Genomic DNA, 17,539 nt, shown 5'->3' on the forward strand with positions numbered 1-17,539 from the left:
ACAGCCCGCTAGAGGCGAGAAGTGCCACGCCCAGTAAAGAGGTAGTCTTATTCTTGTAGGCCAGCGATATTGCCTGCTGGTCTTGCCTGGGAATAAATTAGGATTATAAATCCTTGCTAAATTTGATACAGATAAACTGTCTGTTTAATATTAATGACGGTAGTGGAGTGAAACGGGGAGATGCCTCACGACGAAGTGTGGGTTATATCAAGAAGGCCACGGCTGTCACCGGGGTGTGCGAGAACGTTCAAGAGCGGGATCTGTAATTGTTTGGTGATTGACACCAAGAGTCGCTAGTAAGTCTTTTAGTTCTAGAAATTCTGGTAATTTTCTAATTGAACGATAGAGGTCTAGCACTGTAAAATATGGCTGCACTGTCTTTTAGGCATAATAAAAGGTTTTGAAAAGTATAAGGGTATTGATATGAAAGTTAATTTATTTTTGTTTGCCGTTCTCGGTTTTAGTTTTCTTGTGGGCTGTGCTTCCGGCGTGGGAGATAATCAGATTGCTGCGACATCATCTTCGGGACAGAAGAGTGAGTCTTCTAACAGTTCGGCCCAAGAAAAAGAAAAGAAAATTTGTAAAGTTCGTCCTATCACTGGTTCGCGCTTCAAACAAAAGACTTGTATGACCGCTGAAGAGTGGGAGAATATGCGAGTTGAAACCAAGAAAATGCTTGATGATGATACTCGTAGTAAGCCGACTAATTATTAATTGACAAGTTCGAAAGATTAGTGGCAATTTTCTATTGACGCCAGTTGCCACTTTTCTGTATCAGATTAATTTCTTCGGTTCTAATTTAATCGTTTTATTATAGTAAATGATTGCGTTTCCATATATATAATTGTGCTTGAGATTGGTCTTCTGCAGTCATAGATTGAGGATAATAGTCCGTATGGCAACGTTTATCACGTTTGTAAACATTTTTTATTGGTAAGGCATCGTTGATGTTGGTGTGAAGTTATGTATTTCCTGATGTGATTTATGAGTTTTTCTTCTGCATTCATACGTCGCCTTAATGAAGCGAGAACCCTTGTAGCTCAAAATCGTTTTTCTGAAGCGGAGCGGTTGTATCAGGAGCTGCTTTCTGTCAAAGAGGGAAGTGAGGGGCTACTAAGGGAGCAGTTTCACTTATATATGCAGTGGAAGCGGCCAGTTGAGGCACTGCGTTGCCTCAAAAGTCTTGCTCAAGCTGTTCCGGATAGGCCTGAATACTGGTTGCATTTGGCAGAGTTGGCGAAGTCCTTTGATAAGCTTGAAATTGCAATCAACGCTTACTACAAATTTCTGCGAGTGATTCCTGATCGGCCCAACACTATTTTTAATCTCGCCCATTTGCTTAAGCAAGCAGGTTATCTGGAAGAGGCTCTTGAAAAATATTGTGAAGCTCTTGAAAAGAATATTTCCGGTCAGGAAGAGGTGTATACCAATATCGGTGTTATTTACTCCGAGTTGCGAAGCGAGGAAAAGGCTAGAGAGTATTTTGAGAAAGCAATCGAAATTAATTGTGAATACGTGCCCTCCCTCGTCAATCTTGCGGGGATTCTTGAGGAAGAGGGAGAGCGGAATGCTGCATCCAATTATTACAAGAAAGTATTAGAGATTGACGATAGCTGCTATTTGGCTCTGTGTCGTTTGGCATACTTGAAAAAAGCGAAAAGTGAGAGTGACCCACTGGTAAAAAGAATATCTTCCTTGGTGGTTAGAAAAGATTTGTCTTCAGGCGATTTGGAAGAGCTGAATTTTGCACTCGGTAAACTTTTGGATGATTGTGGTAGTTATGATAAGGCTTTTTCGAGATTCAGGCACGCCAATGAGATGGGTGCACGAAGGTTTATATCTTATGATAAATTTCTTCATGAAAAGCTTGTTGATGAGTTAATAGGGACATTTTCACAAGAATGGTTTTTTAGTGCACTCAGTAAGCTACCCACTGCCCCAGTATTCATTTGTGGAATGTTTCGATCAGGATCTACTCTGTTGGAGCAAATTTTGAGTGCTCATCCAAGAGTTGTAGCAGGAGGTGAATTGGAGTTTTTCCCCGACTTGGTTGATAGTCTGAGAGATAGGTATCCGCAGGGGCTTGCAAAAGAAGGGCAGAAATATTTTGAGAGGATTGGTAGGAAGTATTTAGCTTATCTCGAGAAAAGGTTTTCGTCTAAAAGCTTGGTTACTGACAAGCGGCCGGATAATTTTCTCCACGTGGGGTTGATAAAAAGCGTGTTGCCAAAATCCAGGATAATCTGGACTAGGCGCAGTTTGCTGAATAATTGTCTCTCGGTTTATTTTCAGCAGATGGGCGGCGGCATGAATTACTCGGTGGACTTAGACAGTATTGGACACTATTACGTCGAACAAGTCCGGCTTATGGAGCACTGGAAAACTCTATTTCCGGACAGCATTTTCGAAATCGAGTACGAAAAGCTGGTGGCGGATCCGGAGCCGGAGATTCGGCGTCTATTGAATTTTCTGCGGTTGCCGTGGGATCCAGCCTGCCTCAATTTCAGTACACAAAAAACTTACGTCAAGACCGCGAGCATCTGGCAGGTGCGTGAATCCATTCATCAAAGATCGACAGACAGGCACAAGAACTATGGGGCTTATTTAAAGGTTTTGGAAAAGTATCTCCTCCGCTAATCTGGGTCGAAAAGTTTTAAAAATAAAAAAGGCGCGGTGGTTTGCCCACCGCGCCTTTTTCTTGAGCTTGCTAATTTCGGAGAATTAGAAGTCCAAAGAGGCTCCAAGGAAGGCATAGCGACCCAGAGCGTCATAAATGCCCGGGAAGGTGTTGCCGTTACCGTAAATGCCAGCACCCGCGTCAGCAGTTAACGGCGGCTCCTTATCCAAGATGTTGTTGATACCGCTGCGGATGGTAACGCTATCGGAAGCAGCCCAAGACGCAGATAGGTCGAAGTAGTCAATAGCATCGAAATCTGCACCATTGGTCCCCAGGTCGGTTACGTCACCGATGTGGCGCCAAGTTCCGGTCACGTCAACATTCCACGGTGTAGCCCAAGTTGTGCGAACGGTGCTGACGAACTCAGGAGTTGGTTCTCCACAAGAGCTATTCCAGACACCGACACAGTCCTCAACTGGCTGGCCAACGAACTCCTGCTGATCCCACTTGGTGAGATAAGTGGCAATCCAGTTCATGTCGACGGAGCCGTAGGCACCGACGTCAAAACCGTAATTGGTGTTGATATCGACACCTTCCGTTTCGAAGAAGCCGATGTTTACGTCGGTAGCAACGATGCCAGCTTGACCAACCCAGAGGTTGCCGTTGCCGCCGCGGCTGATGGCGTCACAGAAGAGTGCATCGCCGGTTTCCGCACACTTTCTCAGGATTGTTTCTGGCTGGATGCCCGCAATAGCTTCTTCAACCTGGATGTTGAAGTAGTCCATGCTGACAGTCAGGCCTTCAACAAATGAGGGAGAGTAAACGAAACCGAAGGAAACCGTCTCGGACTCTTCAGGAGAGAGTTCCGGGTTACCGCCGCCGATGTAGTTGTACTGACCTGCCGGGGAATCGAACTCGTTACCGTAGGAGGCTGAAGTGGTACCGGTCCTTGCGCACTGCTCTTCACTATAGTCCGGACCGATTACCTCGCCATCATCGTTAGTACGAGAACCGCAGGGATCGTAAGTCATGTCGAACAGGCCGATAGCCTGAGCGCGATACAGCTCGCGGATGTTGGCATGACGTACGGCAGACTGGAAGCTGGCGCGGACTTTCAGGTCAGCGGTCGGTTGCCAGTCGGCTGCCACCTTATAGGTATTGGTCTCTTCGTCAGTGGAATAGTCGGAATAGCGGTAAGCCATTTCCAGACCCAGATACTCCATACCCGGCTTGCCGCTTACCAGCGGCACACTCAGCTCCGCGAAGGCTTCCTTCACGCTCAGTTTGCCGTCTACGCCTAGAGTTGGACCGCCCTGACCTGCACCTTCGCCATTTTGGAAGCCGGAGTCAGGAGAGTAGTTCAGAGTTTCGCGACGGCTTTCCAGACCCATTACAACGGCTACACCGCTATCGGCGGTCGGTATTTTCACGCCGTAGTCGGTCAGGTCGCCGGTCACGTAACCGGAGATAATCTCTTGATCGGTGGTACCGCGGGCGTATAGCGGTAGTACCAGATAGTCGATTGCTTCCTGGGTTACGCCGCCTTCCTGGAATACATTCCAGGGCACACAGTTGGGATCGCTGCCGTCCAGTACGGACTGGCAAACAGGGTTGCCATATGTCTCAGAGTTGACGGGATCGCCATTAGTGTCTACACGCTCATCCACTCGTACGTCCAGAGCGTTTTTGATGCGGCTTACAGACATGTCGTTAAGATAGGTCTGTTCCAGGCTGACCTCAGAGTACTGACCGTAAACATCGTAGGACCAGTTTTCATCGATATCGCCTCGTACGCCGAACACACCGCGGAAAGTGGTGTGGCGCATATCGTCCTGACGAGGGCCGCCTTCAACGTTACGACGGCCGATGTAAAGGGCCCCTGGGTTGGTTGTCACTTCGCCTGTATCTGGGTCTGTATTGGTCACAACCAGGTCGCTGAGGTAGTCGTTTTCTGTCAGGCCGTAAACGCCACAGATAGCGTCGAACTGCTCATCGGACAGGAAGGGGTTGCCGCAGTACAGATCGTCGGTTACGAAGAAGGCACCGGAGGGCGCGATCTGGGCAACTGTGCGGTCATCCGCATATGATATCTGGGTATAGGCCTCGGCGTGCTCGTTGATTTCGTAGTGGCCAAATGCGCCCATGGTCCAGCGCTCGTCCGGTCGCTGGAAGTAGTTCAGCGGACCATAGTTGTACAGGCGACCGAACTCGGTGAAACCGTCACCGTCGACGCTGTAGTCGAAACCTTCGGTGTCGTCGCCTTCGTTCAGGCCGAAGTCGGTGAAGCGGCCCCAAGGTACAGTGGAGGAACCACCACAGTCGAAGCTGCCGGGGCCGCCAGCCAGAGCACAGCCGCTGTAGTCGCGGTCGGACTGCAGAACTGCGTCGATCTTGCGGTAGTTGGCGTAGGCAGTGACATTGCCGCGGCCATTATCCAGGTTGGCACCCATGATCAGTGAGAAATCATTGGTCTCGCCATCGGTTACGCTGCCATCAGCTACATCGAAGCCATTGGAGCTAACCAAGTCCTGCATTGCATTGTTGTCGTTATCATGCTGATAGACGCTGGTTTGGGTTTCGAAGCGTACACCTTCGAAATCATCCATCATGATGAAGTTCACAACGCCTGCAATTGCGTCAGAACCGTAGGTGGCGGAGGAGCCGCCGGTCAGAACTTCAACGCGTTCTACTAGAGCGCCCGGGATCTGGTTAAGGTCAGCACCGGAGCCTCCAGCGAGTGGTGACCCAGCAGGCATGCGACGGCCATCAATAAGTACCAGGGTTCGCTGAGAGCCGAGGCCGCGAAGGGAGACAGTTGCTGTGCCGGTGGAGCCGTTGGCTTGACCTGCAGTCTGAGTGGCGGCTACCTGTGGAAGATCATTGATCAGGTCTTCAACGCGTACAACGCCGGTGGCTTTCATATCTTCTGCGCTAACAGAGGTAACCGGGCTCACGCTCACATCGTTGGCGCGTTCGATCCGGGAGCCGGTAACAATCACTTCTTCTACCAGAGTTGCATCTTGCTGAGCAAATGCCGGCATGGCAGGAACCATTACTGCGGCTGCGGTGAAGCCAATGGCCCCTTTCACAGCTACGGACAGGAGGTTCTTTTTCATTGTAAATCCTCTCTTGATCGTTGGATTTATAGTCTTTTGCCTTGAATGGCGATACGTGGAAGCGGCTACCCCCAAGTGGCCGCTTCCCTCCCAACACTGTTCATAACGGTTGGCACGAGAGTTACCTCAATAGAATTCGCACTTTTTTTCCATAACTTCCTAATGGCAGGTTAGGGATGTCTGAATTGGTTAAAAAACGACCAGAATGAAAGCGGAGAAAGGGGAGGGAAAGGCTGAGGAGATTGCTCCACCCCGAGAGGGGTGGAGCGGAAGGAACTTAGAACTGGAAGGTCACAGAACCGTAGACGAAGCGGCCCACGGTGTCGTAGTTCAGCGGCAGGGTGTTCATGTCGTCGTAGTTGGTGACATAGGGGGGCTGCTGATTCCACACGTTGCGGATACCGCCGGATATTGTGATGTCCTCCCAGCAGAAGTAGCTGGCGCGGATGTCCTGGTACCAGGTGTTGTCCACGAAGGTGGCCAGGTCCGACGCGGTGGGAGAGATATCTTCAACCTCGCCCTCCATGCGGACAGTGGTACCAATGCTCCAGTTTTCCAGTTCGTAGTCGCCGGTCAGGAAGATTTTCCACTCCGGGAAGGCGGCGATGCGGGTGGTGACCGGGTCTGCGCCGAATTTGCCCGCCAGGTCGATTTCCGGGTCGAATTCGCTCGCCTGGAACTTGTAGTCGTGGAGGTAGGTGGCGATCCCCTGGAATTTTGCCAGGCCCGGGCCGGCGTCGATGCTGAAGTTGGCGCCGAAGTCCACACCTGAGGTCTCGAAGGTGGAGATGTTCTGGGTGGTCAGTGCCTGCCCGGCGATGGTGCCGTCACCGGCGCGGCGGGGGCCGCTGTTGCCGGGGAACTGCCCCACAGCCTCCGGACCGAGAATCAGGTCACAGGAAGGGTCGGAGAAGTTCGGGCTGGAGTAGCAGTTGTCCACGATCTGGTCGGTGGTGAAGGTGCCGATAGCGTCGTCGACCTCGATCGTGAAGTAGTCCACCGTGAAGCTGAGGTCCTCCACGAACGTGGGGGTCCAGACGATACCGATAGTCCAGCTCTCGGAGGTTTCCTTGTCCAGGTCGGTGTTGCCGGCGAAGAAGCCCGTGGCCTGTGGAGAGGCCAGGTTTTCGTTGTTGGGATCCACGCCGTCCGCGGCACAGTTGGCCTGGACATTGGCATTGGTTCCCGCCGTGTCGTACTCAAAACAGGGGTCGGAGTAGGTCTCGGCCGAGAGTACCGCCGGGCTGAACAGGTCGTCGATGCCCGGGGCGCGGAAGCCCTCGGAATAGCTGCCCCGGAAGCGCAGTTGCTCCAGCGGTGCGTATTCAACAACAGCGCCGAAAGTGGTGTCGCTGCCGATGGTGTCGTAGTCGGAATAGCGGGCGGAGAACTCCAGCGCCAGTATGTCGGCCCAGGGCCTGGCCTCCAGCAGCGGGGCGCGCACCTCCATGTAGGCTTCGTCAACGCTGTAGCTGCCGGTCCAGTCCGTCCCCTGGACGAAGTAGATCTGGCCGATCTGCGCGGCGCCGTCGGCGGTGACTTCGACACTCTCGGAGCGGTGCTCATAACCGACAGCCCACTGCCAGGGCTCGCTGGTGAGGGCGAAGTCGCCGAAGTCGCCAGTCAGGTTTGTCTGCAGGCTGCGCAGTGTTTCCTTTTCCACCGGCGAGTTGGTGACCAGGCCGTAGGCCTGCATCGCCGGAGTCAGGGTGCCGCTCTGGAAGGGATTCCAGAGTCCGGGACAGTCCGCATCGTCCGCGCAGGGAGTCGATACCGGATCGCCGTTCGGGTCGACAGAGCCCAGCAGGGTATCCATGCGCGGCTGGTTGGCGCGACCGCGGTCGATCTGTGAATCGACCCAGCGGGCGTAGTTATAGGAAACATCCCACAGCCACTCGTTACACCACTCGCCATTGAAGCCGATTACACCGCGCCAGGTACTCAGGTCCTGGTTGAACGAACGGCCGCCGGTCTCGGCAAGGCGGCGCAGCAATACCACGTCCTCGCCAATGGGGTTGAACGGGTTGTCGGCGGGAATGGTGGGTTGCCAGAAGGTGCCCTCAGCTGCCAGCAACTGGTCGGACTGGCGGTTGGCATAGAGGAGTTCGGTAAAGGCATTGACCGTGGTGAGGTCTTTGAAGTCCCACAGTTCCTGCTCGCCGTAGCCGTAGATGCTGAATACTTCCTGGGGCGTGACCAGGTAGCTGAACTCGGCGAAATTGAAAGCATCGGTGCTGGCGCTATAGTCCCGCACCTCACCGGTGTTCGGGTCCACGATCAGGCTGTCGTTGTCGTCGGTGAAGAAGTGGCCCGGTGTGGTGGTACCACTGCCGCCACAGAGGACCTGGTCGCCGGATTCAAACAGGGCGCAATCGGAAAACCGTCGATCACCCTGGAAAATATCGTCCCGCTTGGAGTACTCCATGTTCAGCATCACATGGCCATCGCCCTCGTCATTCTCGGCGCCGAAGGTCATGGCGGCGAGCCACTCCTCGCCATCGCTTTCGTCGGAGATACCATAGTCCGCGCGAAGTTGTGCGCCGGTGAAATCTTTCTTGGTAATGATGTTGACGACGCCGGCGATCGCATCCGAGCCGTAAATCGAGGAGGCGCCGCTTTTGAGGATCTCCACGCGTTCAATAATGGATACGGGAATGGTATTCAGGTCCACGGTGCCGGTGAGCGGGCCCGCAGACGGCATCCGCCGGCCATTCAGCAGCACCAGGCTGCGGGAGGCGCCGAGACCGCGCAGGGAAACGGTGGCCAGGCCCGGGTTGCCGTTGTTGACCGAGGAGCCCAACTGGCCACCGGTCATGGATGGCAGTTCCTGCAGGAAATCTTCGAGTGTGGTCTGGCCGGAATTTTCCAGCGCTGCGGCGTCAAACACACTGACAGGAACGGCGCTGTTGGCGTCCGTTGTACGCTGGATGCGCGTACCGGTGACGACAACTTCCTCCACTTCCTGAGCAAACGACAAAGTGGCAAAACTGGTGGATACGGCCGTGGCGGCGATTGCGCCCTTAATTGCCCGGGATAGACGGGATCTGTCCATGGTATACCTCTCCTGATACCGGTTCTAAACGCCGAATATGGCAGTGCCCTCCTTGACAACTGCAAACTACTATCAACAGAGGCTTGCTTAGAACACTAGAACATTTTTTCTGCGAGGGAAGGATTCGTCGAACATTCGGGCGCCTTTGACGCTTGTTGCCGACTATTTATATGTCAGCCCCGTGTGCGCGGATGGGTTGTGGGCGCGCGCGGCCGGAGCGGGTGGGGATTCAGAGATTGTAGGCGAGAGTCGTGTACCAGTAGCGACCACTGAGGTCGTAGGTGCGGCCGTCGTAATTGTCGTTGAATGCGGTGGCGGCAAAGGGCGGCGCCTTGTCGAGCAGGTTGTCGATACCCACGGCAAAGCGCAGGCCCAGGGGCAGGGCGTAGGCCAGTTGCAGATCGTGACTGGTCCAGCTGCCGATCTCGCGGGTGATGCGGATTTCGTCGCGGGTAAACGATTCCTCCAGGGCGCTGACAAAATGTACCGTATAGCCACCTTCCCAGCGTCCCCTTTGCCAGTAGAGGCCGGTGTTGGCTTTCCACTGGGGCAGTGAGCCGGCACCGCCGCTGGCGGGGTCGACAAAAGTGCCGGCGAGATCCTCGGTGGGGGAGCCGGGTGCGGCCTGGTTGAGGTACTGCTGCATATGACTGGCGTTGACTGACCAGCGCAGCTGGCCAAGTGCCTCGGAAGTGTGTTCGTAGCGCAGCGCCAGGTCGATACCGCGGACTTCGCGCGCGCCGATATTCAGCCGCGTGGCGAGAATCTTCGTGATGTCGCCGCGGGCGTCGCGCAGGACGCGATCGGTGAAAAGAGCGGCGTTGGCATTCTTATCGATCAGGTACTGGGGGCTGGTGTCGATCACGTCGTTCTGGCGGATATCGAACAGGTCCAGTGAGGCGCTGAAGCCGCGCAGTTTTTTCGGCGTCCACACCATTCCCAGGGAGCGGTTGTCCGAGGTTTCCGGTTGCAATTCCGGGTTGCCGCCGAACTCGGTCAGGTACTGGATGCGCGCATCGTCGGCCTGGCCGCGACAGCCGGGCAGGTTGTCGGCGTCGCTGCCGGTGCAGGGGTCGAAAAGGTACTCCTGGCTCTGGTAGCCGGTCTGGTTCATGTCCACCAATGTCGGCGCCTTGAAGCCGGTGGCGTAACTGGCGCGTACCATCAGTGAAGGTACCGGGCGCCAGCGCAGGGCGATCTTGGGGTTGATGGTGCTGCCGAAGTCGCTGTAGTTCGAGAAACGCGCGGCGCCGTCGATCCACAGGGCGTCTTCTACCAGCGGGACCGAGAGTTCGGCAAAGGTTTCGGCGATCATGCGCTCGCCCTGGGCGGATCCCGCCGCGTGGCCGCCGACAAACGACAGTCCATTGGCATCGTTGGAGCGGAAGTCGATCGACTCGCGGCGAAACTCGACACCGGCGGCGCCGAGGATATCGCCGGCGCCGGTGCTGCGGAGCACGCCGTCCGCTACATAGACCAGCGACAGCATGCGTGAACTGCCTTCGATCAGGCTCTCGCCGCGCACATAATCCAGCTGCTCGCTATCGATGCTGCCGCTGGGGCCCAGCAGGTTGACGGCGACGCAGCCGCTTTGCCGGTCGCAACTGGCCGGCCCCTTGAGTCCCGCGGAGAGCCTGTAGGGGTCGATCAGGTTGCTCAGGCTCTCGGAGGCGCGGGTGTAGTGCAGCGCCGCGGCCAGCTCCCACTGCCAGTTGTCCCGCATTCCCTTGAGGCCGGTATTGAGGCGCCAGGTATCCGTGCGGTCCTGCTGTTCCCGGGGGCCCAGCTCGAGCACCCGCTTGCGCACATCGGTGATTTCCTGTCCGAAGGGGTTGTAGGCCTGGTCCGCGGCAATGGTCAGGTCGCCGTTGTCGAAGCGGGTGAAAACCGGTGTCGGGGCCAGTGTGGTTTCGGCCCAGGTGCGGATACCCATCGCCTCGACGAAGGCGAGCGCATTGTCACCCAGGTCGATATTGCCCTCCAGGTAGAGGGACTGCCGTTCGGACGGCACGACTGCGCTGGTGTACTCGCTGTAATCGTAGCGGTCTTCCTGGGTCCAGGTCCGGTAGCCCCTGTCGCTGTCGTTGGTCACCACGGTGTCGGCGTCCAGGGCGATAAAGGCGCCGGGGGACGCCGCCGAGCGCAGGTCGGTGCCGCCCCGCGAGCGGTTGTCGGCGGAGGCGGAGAGGTCGCGATCGCGGCTCATCAACGCCCCTTGCCGATAGTGCGCCAGGCTCAGCATCATGTGACCGAGCTCGCCGCTTTTGCCCCAGGTCAGGTGAAAGGATTCTGTCTGCTGGTCGCCGGCTTCCGCTGCACCGTAGTAGCTGTTGATCGACAGCCCCTCGAAGTCGCGCCGCAGGATAATGTTGACCACGCCGGCGATGGCGTCGGAGCCGTAGACCGCGGAGGCGCCGTCCTTGAGGATCTCGATCCGGTCGATTGCGGACAGGGGGATGGTATTCAGGTCCGCCGCCTCGCCGCCAAAACCGTTGCTGACGATACGCCGGCCGTTGATCAGCACCAGGGTATTGCTGGCGGGCAGGCCGCGGAGGGTGACCGTCGCGGTGCCATCGCCACCGTTGCTGACCGAGGTGCTGGTGGAGTTTCCGGACACTGCCGGCAGGAATTTCAGCAGTTCTGCGACAGTCTGCGCGCCGGTGATTTCCAATTCCGGCTGGGCCAGCACGTCGATGGGTGCGTAGCTATCCAGTTGGGGGTGGCGCAGGTGGCTGCCGGTCAGGCCGCGGCCGGTAACGGTGATTTCCTCCGTGCGGGCTGCCTCACTGTCGAATGTTTCCTTTTCGGGCGTCTCCACTTCGGGGACAACGGCCACCGCGCCGGGGCCGACACGTTCGTAGGTGAAGGGGGACTCCTGCAGGAGCTGGCGCAGGATAGGCTCGAACTTGCCATCTTTTGTCGCGATCGTCTGTTCGGGAAGCCGATAACTGTCCGCCGCCGAGGCCTGTACCAGAACCGAGATTTTGCACTGGCGGCCGAGCGAGATCAGTGCCCGCGACAACTTGCCGGCGGGCAGGCGCACACCCGTCTCGGGGCAGGTGGCGAAAGCCCCTTCCGAAAACAGTATCAAAGTGGTCAGGGTGGCCAGCGATAGCGTGGCCCGGCGCCGCATGCTCAAGTCTCTGCCTGTCTGCCCCGCCGTGCGGGTTTTTATTTGTTGTAATTCAGTGTGGCGGGCGGAAAGAATCGGCCGGTTGGCTGAACAATAAATGATCGCCCGAGCGCTTTTATAACTCAGTTGCGTCGGGGAGACAAGAGAGTCAGGTTAGGGTCGCTGCGGTCCTGTTCCAGGCCCAGGGCGGTGGCGATGGCCTTGAGGGTGTTGTCGGGATCGGAGAGTTCGAAGGTGCCGGACAGCTTGTGATCGCGGACACTGGGTTCTGCTGCGGCGGGCACCTGCAGGTAGCGGTTCAGTTCTTCCAGGGCGTCGGCCAGCGGCGTCTGCTCGAAGACCAGTACGCCGCGGGTCCAGTCCAGTGCCTCATCGGCGGAGGTGGCGCTGACTTCGCCGAGGCCGGTGCCGGAGACGCTGACTTTCTGGTCCTTCACGAGCCTGACGGATTCCGGCCGCAGGCCGCTGCCGCTCTCCGCTTCGCTGACGGCGACAGTGCCGCCGGTAACGGAGACGCGGGTATTGTCCGGATTGCGCTCGATATTGAATTGGGTACCCAGCACGCGGATATTGGCCTTGCCCGCGGCCACCGTGAAGGGGCGGGCGGTCTGGCGGGCCACCGCGAAATAGGCTTCGCCGCGCAGCAATTCGGTGCGGCGCTCCTCGCGGCTGTAGGCCACGCGCAGCTCGGTATTGGTGTTCAGTTGCACCCGCGAGCCGTCGGTGAGTGTCACGGTGCGGGTCTCGCCGACATTGGTGGCGTACACCTGGCCGGTCGGCTTCTCACCGGCCAGCCACTGGTTGCCGATCCAGAGGGTGACGGTGAGGCAGGCCGCGACCAGGCCCCCGCCCATCAGCCACTGGAGTGGATTCCAGCCGGCTTTGCCCGCAGTGGTGGACGGGCGGCGCGCCGCTTGTGCTTCGGGCCTGCTTTCCGGGTACAGTTCGTCCACCGGCATATGGGCCAGGGCGCCCAGGTCGCCCCAGAGCTCCGCCATCTGGTCGAAGGCCTCGCGGTTGGATGCGGAATCCATCCAGTTGGCAAAGTTCCGGCGATCGGCCGCGGACAGGGCGTCGGAGCGCAGGCGCGCGACCCAGGCGCACGCCTGGTCGAGCCTGTCTTCGTTCGGTACCTCTTGCGCCACCGCTGTACTCACCGTGTTGAATCCTTACCTTGTCTGGGCGACCCGGCGCTCTGTGCCGCGGTCGGTCGATATTTCGGCCCCGCAGATGTCGCAAAGGTTCCATCTTCGCGCCCGCCGGGAGATCATTGCTGCTCTTTTCTGGTGCATTCTAGGAAAATTTGGGCGCTTTGGCGCGAAATTTTCTTTTTATGATCGGGCGGCACAATAAAATGTTTGAAAGCCGGCCAATCGTAGCATTTTCTTTTTCCAGATGCCGTTTTTTTGCCATTCAATGTCGAGCCTCAGGGAATAGACGGCTGGCCGGGGATCTACCTCAAGAAAAAATGTGAGCGATTGGCAACGCCCGCGCACAAAGCTTGTGCGTCAGTGCGCACTTCTGCAATCGGTTTGCGGTGGGCGGGAAGATAATTGCGGTCAGGGCCTGTGTCCGGCGGTCGATTGCCGATTTTTCGGGCAGGCTCCGCGGCACTCGTTTCAGTGGCTCGATTCGACGCGCCGGCGGCATACCTTGAGTGCCTGGAGAATATACTTTTCCACGCTGCTGACCGAGATATTCATCTCCCGGGCGATATCGTTATAGGAGAGCCCCCGGGTGCGGTGCAACAGGAATGCCTGGCGGCACTTGAGCGGCAGGCTGTCCATCGCGTCGTGGATGGACTGCAGCTGCTGGCGCGCCGCCAGTACCCTTTCCGGTGACTGGTGGTCCGCATGGTCATCGGTCGCGGTTTCCCCCTCCGCCGGCATCTGCTGGCTGACATATTCCATATGCAGTTTGCCGCGGCGCAGCTGGTCGACGGCCAGGTTGTTGGCAATCTGGTAGAGATAGGCGCGCGGGTTTTCCAGCTCTTTCTCGTCGCTGAGTTTCTGTAGCCGGAGATAGGCGTGCTGGGCGATATCTTCCGCGTCTTCGGTATTCCTGACCATACGCGAGACGAAGCGCACCAGTGCCTGGCCGTGTTCGGCAAACAGCTTTTCCAGAAGCGTTTTCCGAGTTTTATTCATTGATTGGTGGGATCCCCGTACTGCGCGCGCTGTCGATTGTGATTGTTGTTCTGCAGGTCGGCCCGGGCGCATTGACGTCAACCGCCAAAGTAATAACAGTCACGATAGCGGGCCTGGCCACAGTTATATCACAGGCTTCGCGGCGCCGACGAGTGGCCGCTGCCGCCGCCGGCTCCGGCCGGCGATTGGATGGAGCCCGCCGGGCCCGCTGCGGGATGCCGGCGGGGAAAGAGGGGGAGGCCGCCGCTATGCCTCGGCGCCTATGCCGTTATAATGGCCCCCGATCAGTCACAGGTATGGCGCCCCCGGGCGCTGGAGAGCGGATGAGTTATCAAGTACTGGCGCGCAAATGGCGGCCGCGGTTGTTTCGGGAAATGGTGGGCCAGGAGCATGTGCTCCAGGCACTGATCAACGCCCTGGATAACGGCCGCCTGCACCACGCCTATCTTTTTGCCGGCACCCGCGGCGTGGGCAAGACCACCATTGCGCGCATCCTGGCCAAGTGCCTGAACTGCGAGAGCGGCGTCAGCTCGGAGCCCTGCGGGCAGTGCCCCGCCTGCACCGAGATCGCCGACGGCCGCTTCGTCGACCTGATTGAGGTGGACGCCGCCTCCCGCACCAAGGTCGAGGATACCCGCGAGTTGCTGGAAAACGTCCAGTACGCGCCGACAAGAGGCCGCTACAAGGTCTACCTGATCGACGAAGTGCACATGCTCTCCAACAGCTCGTTCAACGCGCTGCTGAAAACCCTGGAAGAGCCGCCGCCACACGTCAAATTCCTGCTCGCCACCACCGATCCGCAGAAGCTGCCGGTCACGGTGTTGTCGCGCTGCCTGCAGTTCAACCTCAAGAACATGAGCCCGGAGCGAGTGGTGGAACACCTGCGCTTCGTGCTGGAGCAGGAGATGGTGCCCTTCGAGGAGGCCGCCATCTGGCACCTGGGCCGCGCCGCCGACGGCAGTATGCGCGATGCCATGAGCCTGACCGACCAGGCCATCGCCTTCGGTGGTGGCAAGATCGCCGAGGCGGAGGTGCGGGCGATGCTCGGCAGCATTGATTCAGGCCTGGTGTGGAAGCTATTGCAGGCGCTGGCGGAGGAGAGTCCGCCGGCGCTGTTCGCCACGATCGAGGAACTGGCCCAGCAGGCACCGGATTTCAGTGCCGCGCTGGCGGAACTGGCCAACAACCTGCACCGCATTGCCGTGGCCCAGGTATTGCCCGGTTCGGTGGACAATACCCTCGGCGACGGCGAGCGGCTGCAGCAGCTCGCCGGGCAGCTGGCGCCGGAAAACGTCCAACTCTACTACCAGATGGCGCTGTTGGCGCGGCGCGACCTGCCACTGGCGCCGGACCCGCGCAGCGGTTTCGAAATGGCGCTGCTGCGGATGCTGGCTTTCCGCCCGCAGGGGGTTGCGGATATTCCCACGGCGAAGCTGGAGGCTTCGGATGTCGGGACTCGGGACTCGGGACTCGGAACTCGGGAAGGGGGCGCCGAGGCAAAAAAGCCGATAGCTGACCCCGAGCCGACCGCGGAGGTCGGCAGTGTTGCAGTGGAAGCCGCGGTAGAAACCCGGGGAATGGCTCAGCAGGCGCCGGTTTCTGAGCCCCCGATACGGCAGCCGGTCGAGGAGGTTGCACGGCCCGCTGAAGCTGCGCCTGCTGCAAAAGAGGGCGAGCAACTCCGCCAGCAGGAGGCGGAAGTCGAGTCAGCCCCTGCGCCGTCTTCCCCGAGCCCCGGGTCCCGGATCCCGGGTCCCGACTCTGGCGACCCGCAACCCGAACAGGCGCCGAGCGCCTCGGAGACCGGACAACGCCACCAGCAGGTAGCGGAAGTGGAATCGGCCCCCGCGCCGTCTTCCCCGAGCCCCGAGTCCCGGGTCCCGGGTCCCGACAGCAGCGCTCCCCAACCCGAACAGTCACCGGGCGCTTCCGTGGTCGAACAGCTCCGCCAGCAGGTGGCGGAAGTGGAATCGGCCCCTGCGCCGTCTTCCCCGAATCCCGAGCCCCGAGTCCCGAGTCCCGGTGGTACCAACACTGCGCCGGCCCGCCTCGACGCGCTGACGCCGGGCAGCTGGCCGGCGCTCTACAGCCAGTTGGGCATCAGCGGCATACTGCACTCCATTGCCTTTCATCTGGAGTTGGTTGGAAGGCGGGAGAATATACTGTCTTTTACGCTGGACGAGTCCTACAGCAGCCTTTACGACGAGGTGCACCAGCGCCGCCTGGCGGATGTGCTGGGTGACTTTTTCCAGCAGCCGGTCACGGTCCATATCCAGGTGGGCAGCGTGCAGGGCGGTACCCCGGCGCGGCTGGTGGCCGCCACCCGCGAAGCCCGCGCCGAGGCGGCCCGCGAGGCCCTGTCGCAGGACCCGCTGGTGCAGGAGCTACAGGCCGAACTGGGCGCCGAACTGGTGCCGGACTCGGTGGAATACCTGAAAGAATTAGAGAGTGAGCAAAGCCAATGAAAGGTTTGGGCGATTTGATGCAGCAGGCCCAGAAGATGCAGGCCGACATGCAGGAAAAAATGCAGAAAGTGCAGCGGGAACTGAACGACCTGCGCGTCTGCGGCGAGGCCGGCGCCGGCATGGTCAAGGTCACCATGAATGGCCGACACGACGTGACGGCGGTGGATATCGACCCCTCGCTGATGAGTGAAGACAAGGAAATGCTCGAGGACCTGCTGGCCGCGGCCGTCAACGACGCCGTGCGCCGCGCCGAGGAAAAGGCCCAGGCACTGCAGAAAGAGCAGTTGGGCAATCTCGCCGGAGGCATGAACCTGCCCGAAGGCTTCAAGTTTCCGTTTTAACTGCCGGCCGAGTTTCTATGTTCAGCCCCCTGATTGAAGACCTGATCCGCGCCCTGCGCTGCCTGCCGGGCGTGGGCCCGAAGTCGGCCCAGCGCATGGCCATGTACCTGCTGGAAAAGGACCGCGATGCCGCCGGCACCCTCGCCCGCACCCTGGAGCAGGCGGTGGAAAAAGTCGGCCGCTGCAGCCAGTGCCGCACCCTGACCGAACAGGAAGTCTGTGCCCTGTGCAACAATCACCGGCGCGAGCGCCACTCCATGTGTGTGGTGGAGACCCCGGCGGATGTGCTGGCGATCGAGCAGGCCGGCAACTACCACGGCCGCTACTTCGTACTGCACGGCCACCTGTCGCCGATCGACGGCGTGGGGCCGGCCAGCCTGGGCATCGACCTGCTGGAGCAACACCTGGCCGGTGGCGAACTGCAGGAGCTGATCATCGCCACCAACCCCACCGTGGAAGGGGAAGCCACCGCCCAGTTTATTGCCGAGCGCGCCGCGGAGCGCGGCGTGGCCGTCAGCCGTATCGCCCACGGCGTGCCCATCGGCGGCGAGCTGGAGTACATCGATGGCGGCACCCTGGCGCACGCCTTCAACAGCCGCACGGCGTTTTCGGCGGGCAGTTAGCGCACCGCGAAGCTCCGGACCCGGTTCCGGCTCTGAGACCCAAAT

The 17,539-nt window shown here is 58.8% G+C and carries 10 protein-coding genes; 5 read left to right on the forward strand and 5 right to left on the reverse strand.

The window, feature by feature from the left end; all coding sequences use genetic code 11:
* The first annotated feature begins 423 nt into the window (after nt 1–423).
* Nucleotides 424–714, forward strand: a complete 291-nt coding sequence (locus tag MWN76_RS04335) for a hypothetical protein (protein ID WP_250459620.1) — start codon at nt 424–426, stop codon at nt 712–714.
* Nucleotides 715–984: 270 nt separating this feature from the next.
* On the forward strand, nt 985–2,637 hold the full coding sequence (locus MWN76_RS04340; RefSeq protein WP_250459622.1) for a tetratricopeptide repeat-containing sulfotransferase family protein: 1,653 nt from the start codon (nt 985–987) through the stop codon (nt 2,635–2,637).
* A gap of 84 nt (nt 2,638–2,721) precedes the next feature.
* Here the strand turns inward: MWN76_RS04340 and MWN76_RS04345 are convergent, their stop codons facing one another.
* From MWN76_RS04345 to MWN76_RS04365, 5 genes are all read right to left on the reverse strand, one after another.
* Entirely contained in the window at nt 2,722–5,733 is a 3,012-nt protein-coding gene (locus MWN76_RS04345) for a TonB-dependent receptor domain-containing protein (RefSeq protein ID WP_250459624.1), read from the reverse strand.
* A gap of 277 nt (nt 5,734–6,010) precedes the next feature.
* Nucleotides 6,011–8,785 carry a TonB-dependent receptor plug domain-containing protein gene (locus MWN76_RS04350; RefSeq protein ID WP_250459626.1) on the reverse strand — a complete coding sequence of 925 codons (2,775 nt, stop codon included), beginning with the start codon at nt 8,783–8,785 and terminating at the stop codon, nt 6,011–6,013.
* A 229-nt stretch (nt 8,786–9,014) separates the two neighbouring features.
* Nucleotides 9,015–11,918 (reverse strand): TonB-dependent receptor, encoded by a 2,904-nt coding sequence (locus MWN76_RS04355; RefSeq protein WP_250459628.1) that lies wholly within the window; start codon nt 11,916–11,918, stop codon nt 9,015–9,017.
* Between the two features lie 122 nt (nt 11,919–12,040).
* Nucleotides 12,041–13,075 (reverse strand): FecR family protein, encoded by a 1,035-nt coding sequence (locus MWN76_RS04360; protein WP_250459629.1) that lies wholly within the window; start codon nt 13,073–13,075, stop codon nt 12,041–12,043.
* Nucleotides 13,076–13,537: 462 nt separating this feature from the next.
* Complete coding sequence (locus MWN76_RS04365) at nt 13,538–14,065, reverse strand: RNA polymerase sigma factor (RefSeq protein ID WP_250459630.1); 528 nt, start codon at nt 14,063–14,065, stop codon at nt 13,538–13,540.
* Between the two features lie 323 nt (nt 14,066–14,388).
* On the opposite strand from MWN76_RS04365, the gene dnaX reads away from it, so the two are divergent.
* The 3 genes from dnaX to recR are packed head-to-tail and all read left to right on the forward strand — an operon-like array spanning nt 14,389 to nt 17,494.
* The gene (dnaX, locus tag MWN76_RS04370; RefSeq protein WP_250459631.1) at nt 14,389–16,530 is read left to right on the forward strand and encodes a DNA polymerase III subunit gamma/tau; all 2,142 of its coding nucleotides are present in this window, start codon (nt 14,389–14,391) and stop codon (nt 16,528–16,530) included.
* The gene (locus MWN76_RS04375) at nt 16,527–16,871 is read left to right on the forward strand and encodes a YbaB/EbfC family nucleoid-associated protein (protein ID WP_250459632.1); all 345 of its coding nucleotides are present in this window, start codon (nt 16,527–16,529) and stop codon (nt 16,869–16,871) included. Before dnaX ends, MWN76_RS04375 begins: the two co-directional genes overlap by 4 nt.
* 17 nt (nt 16,872–16,888) lie before the next feature.
* Nucleotides 16,889–17,494 carry a recombination mediator RecR gene (gene recR, locus MWN76_RS04380; protein ID WP_250459633.1) on the forward strand — a complete coding sequence of 202 codons (606 nt, stop codon included), beginning with the start codon at nt 16,889–16,891 and terminating at the stop codon, nt 17,492–17,494.
* The last annotated feature ends 45 nt before the right edge of the window (nt 17,495–17,539 follow it).

The organism is Microbulbifer litoralis (assembly GCF_023634065.1).
GTDB classification, from domain to species: domain Bacteria; phylum Pseudomonadota; class Gammaproteobacteria; order Pseudomonadales; family Cellvibrionaceae; genus Microbulbifer; species Microbulbifer litoralis.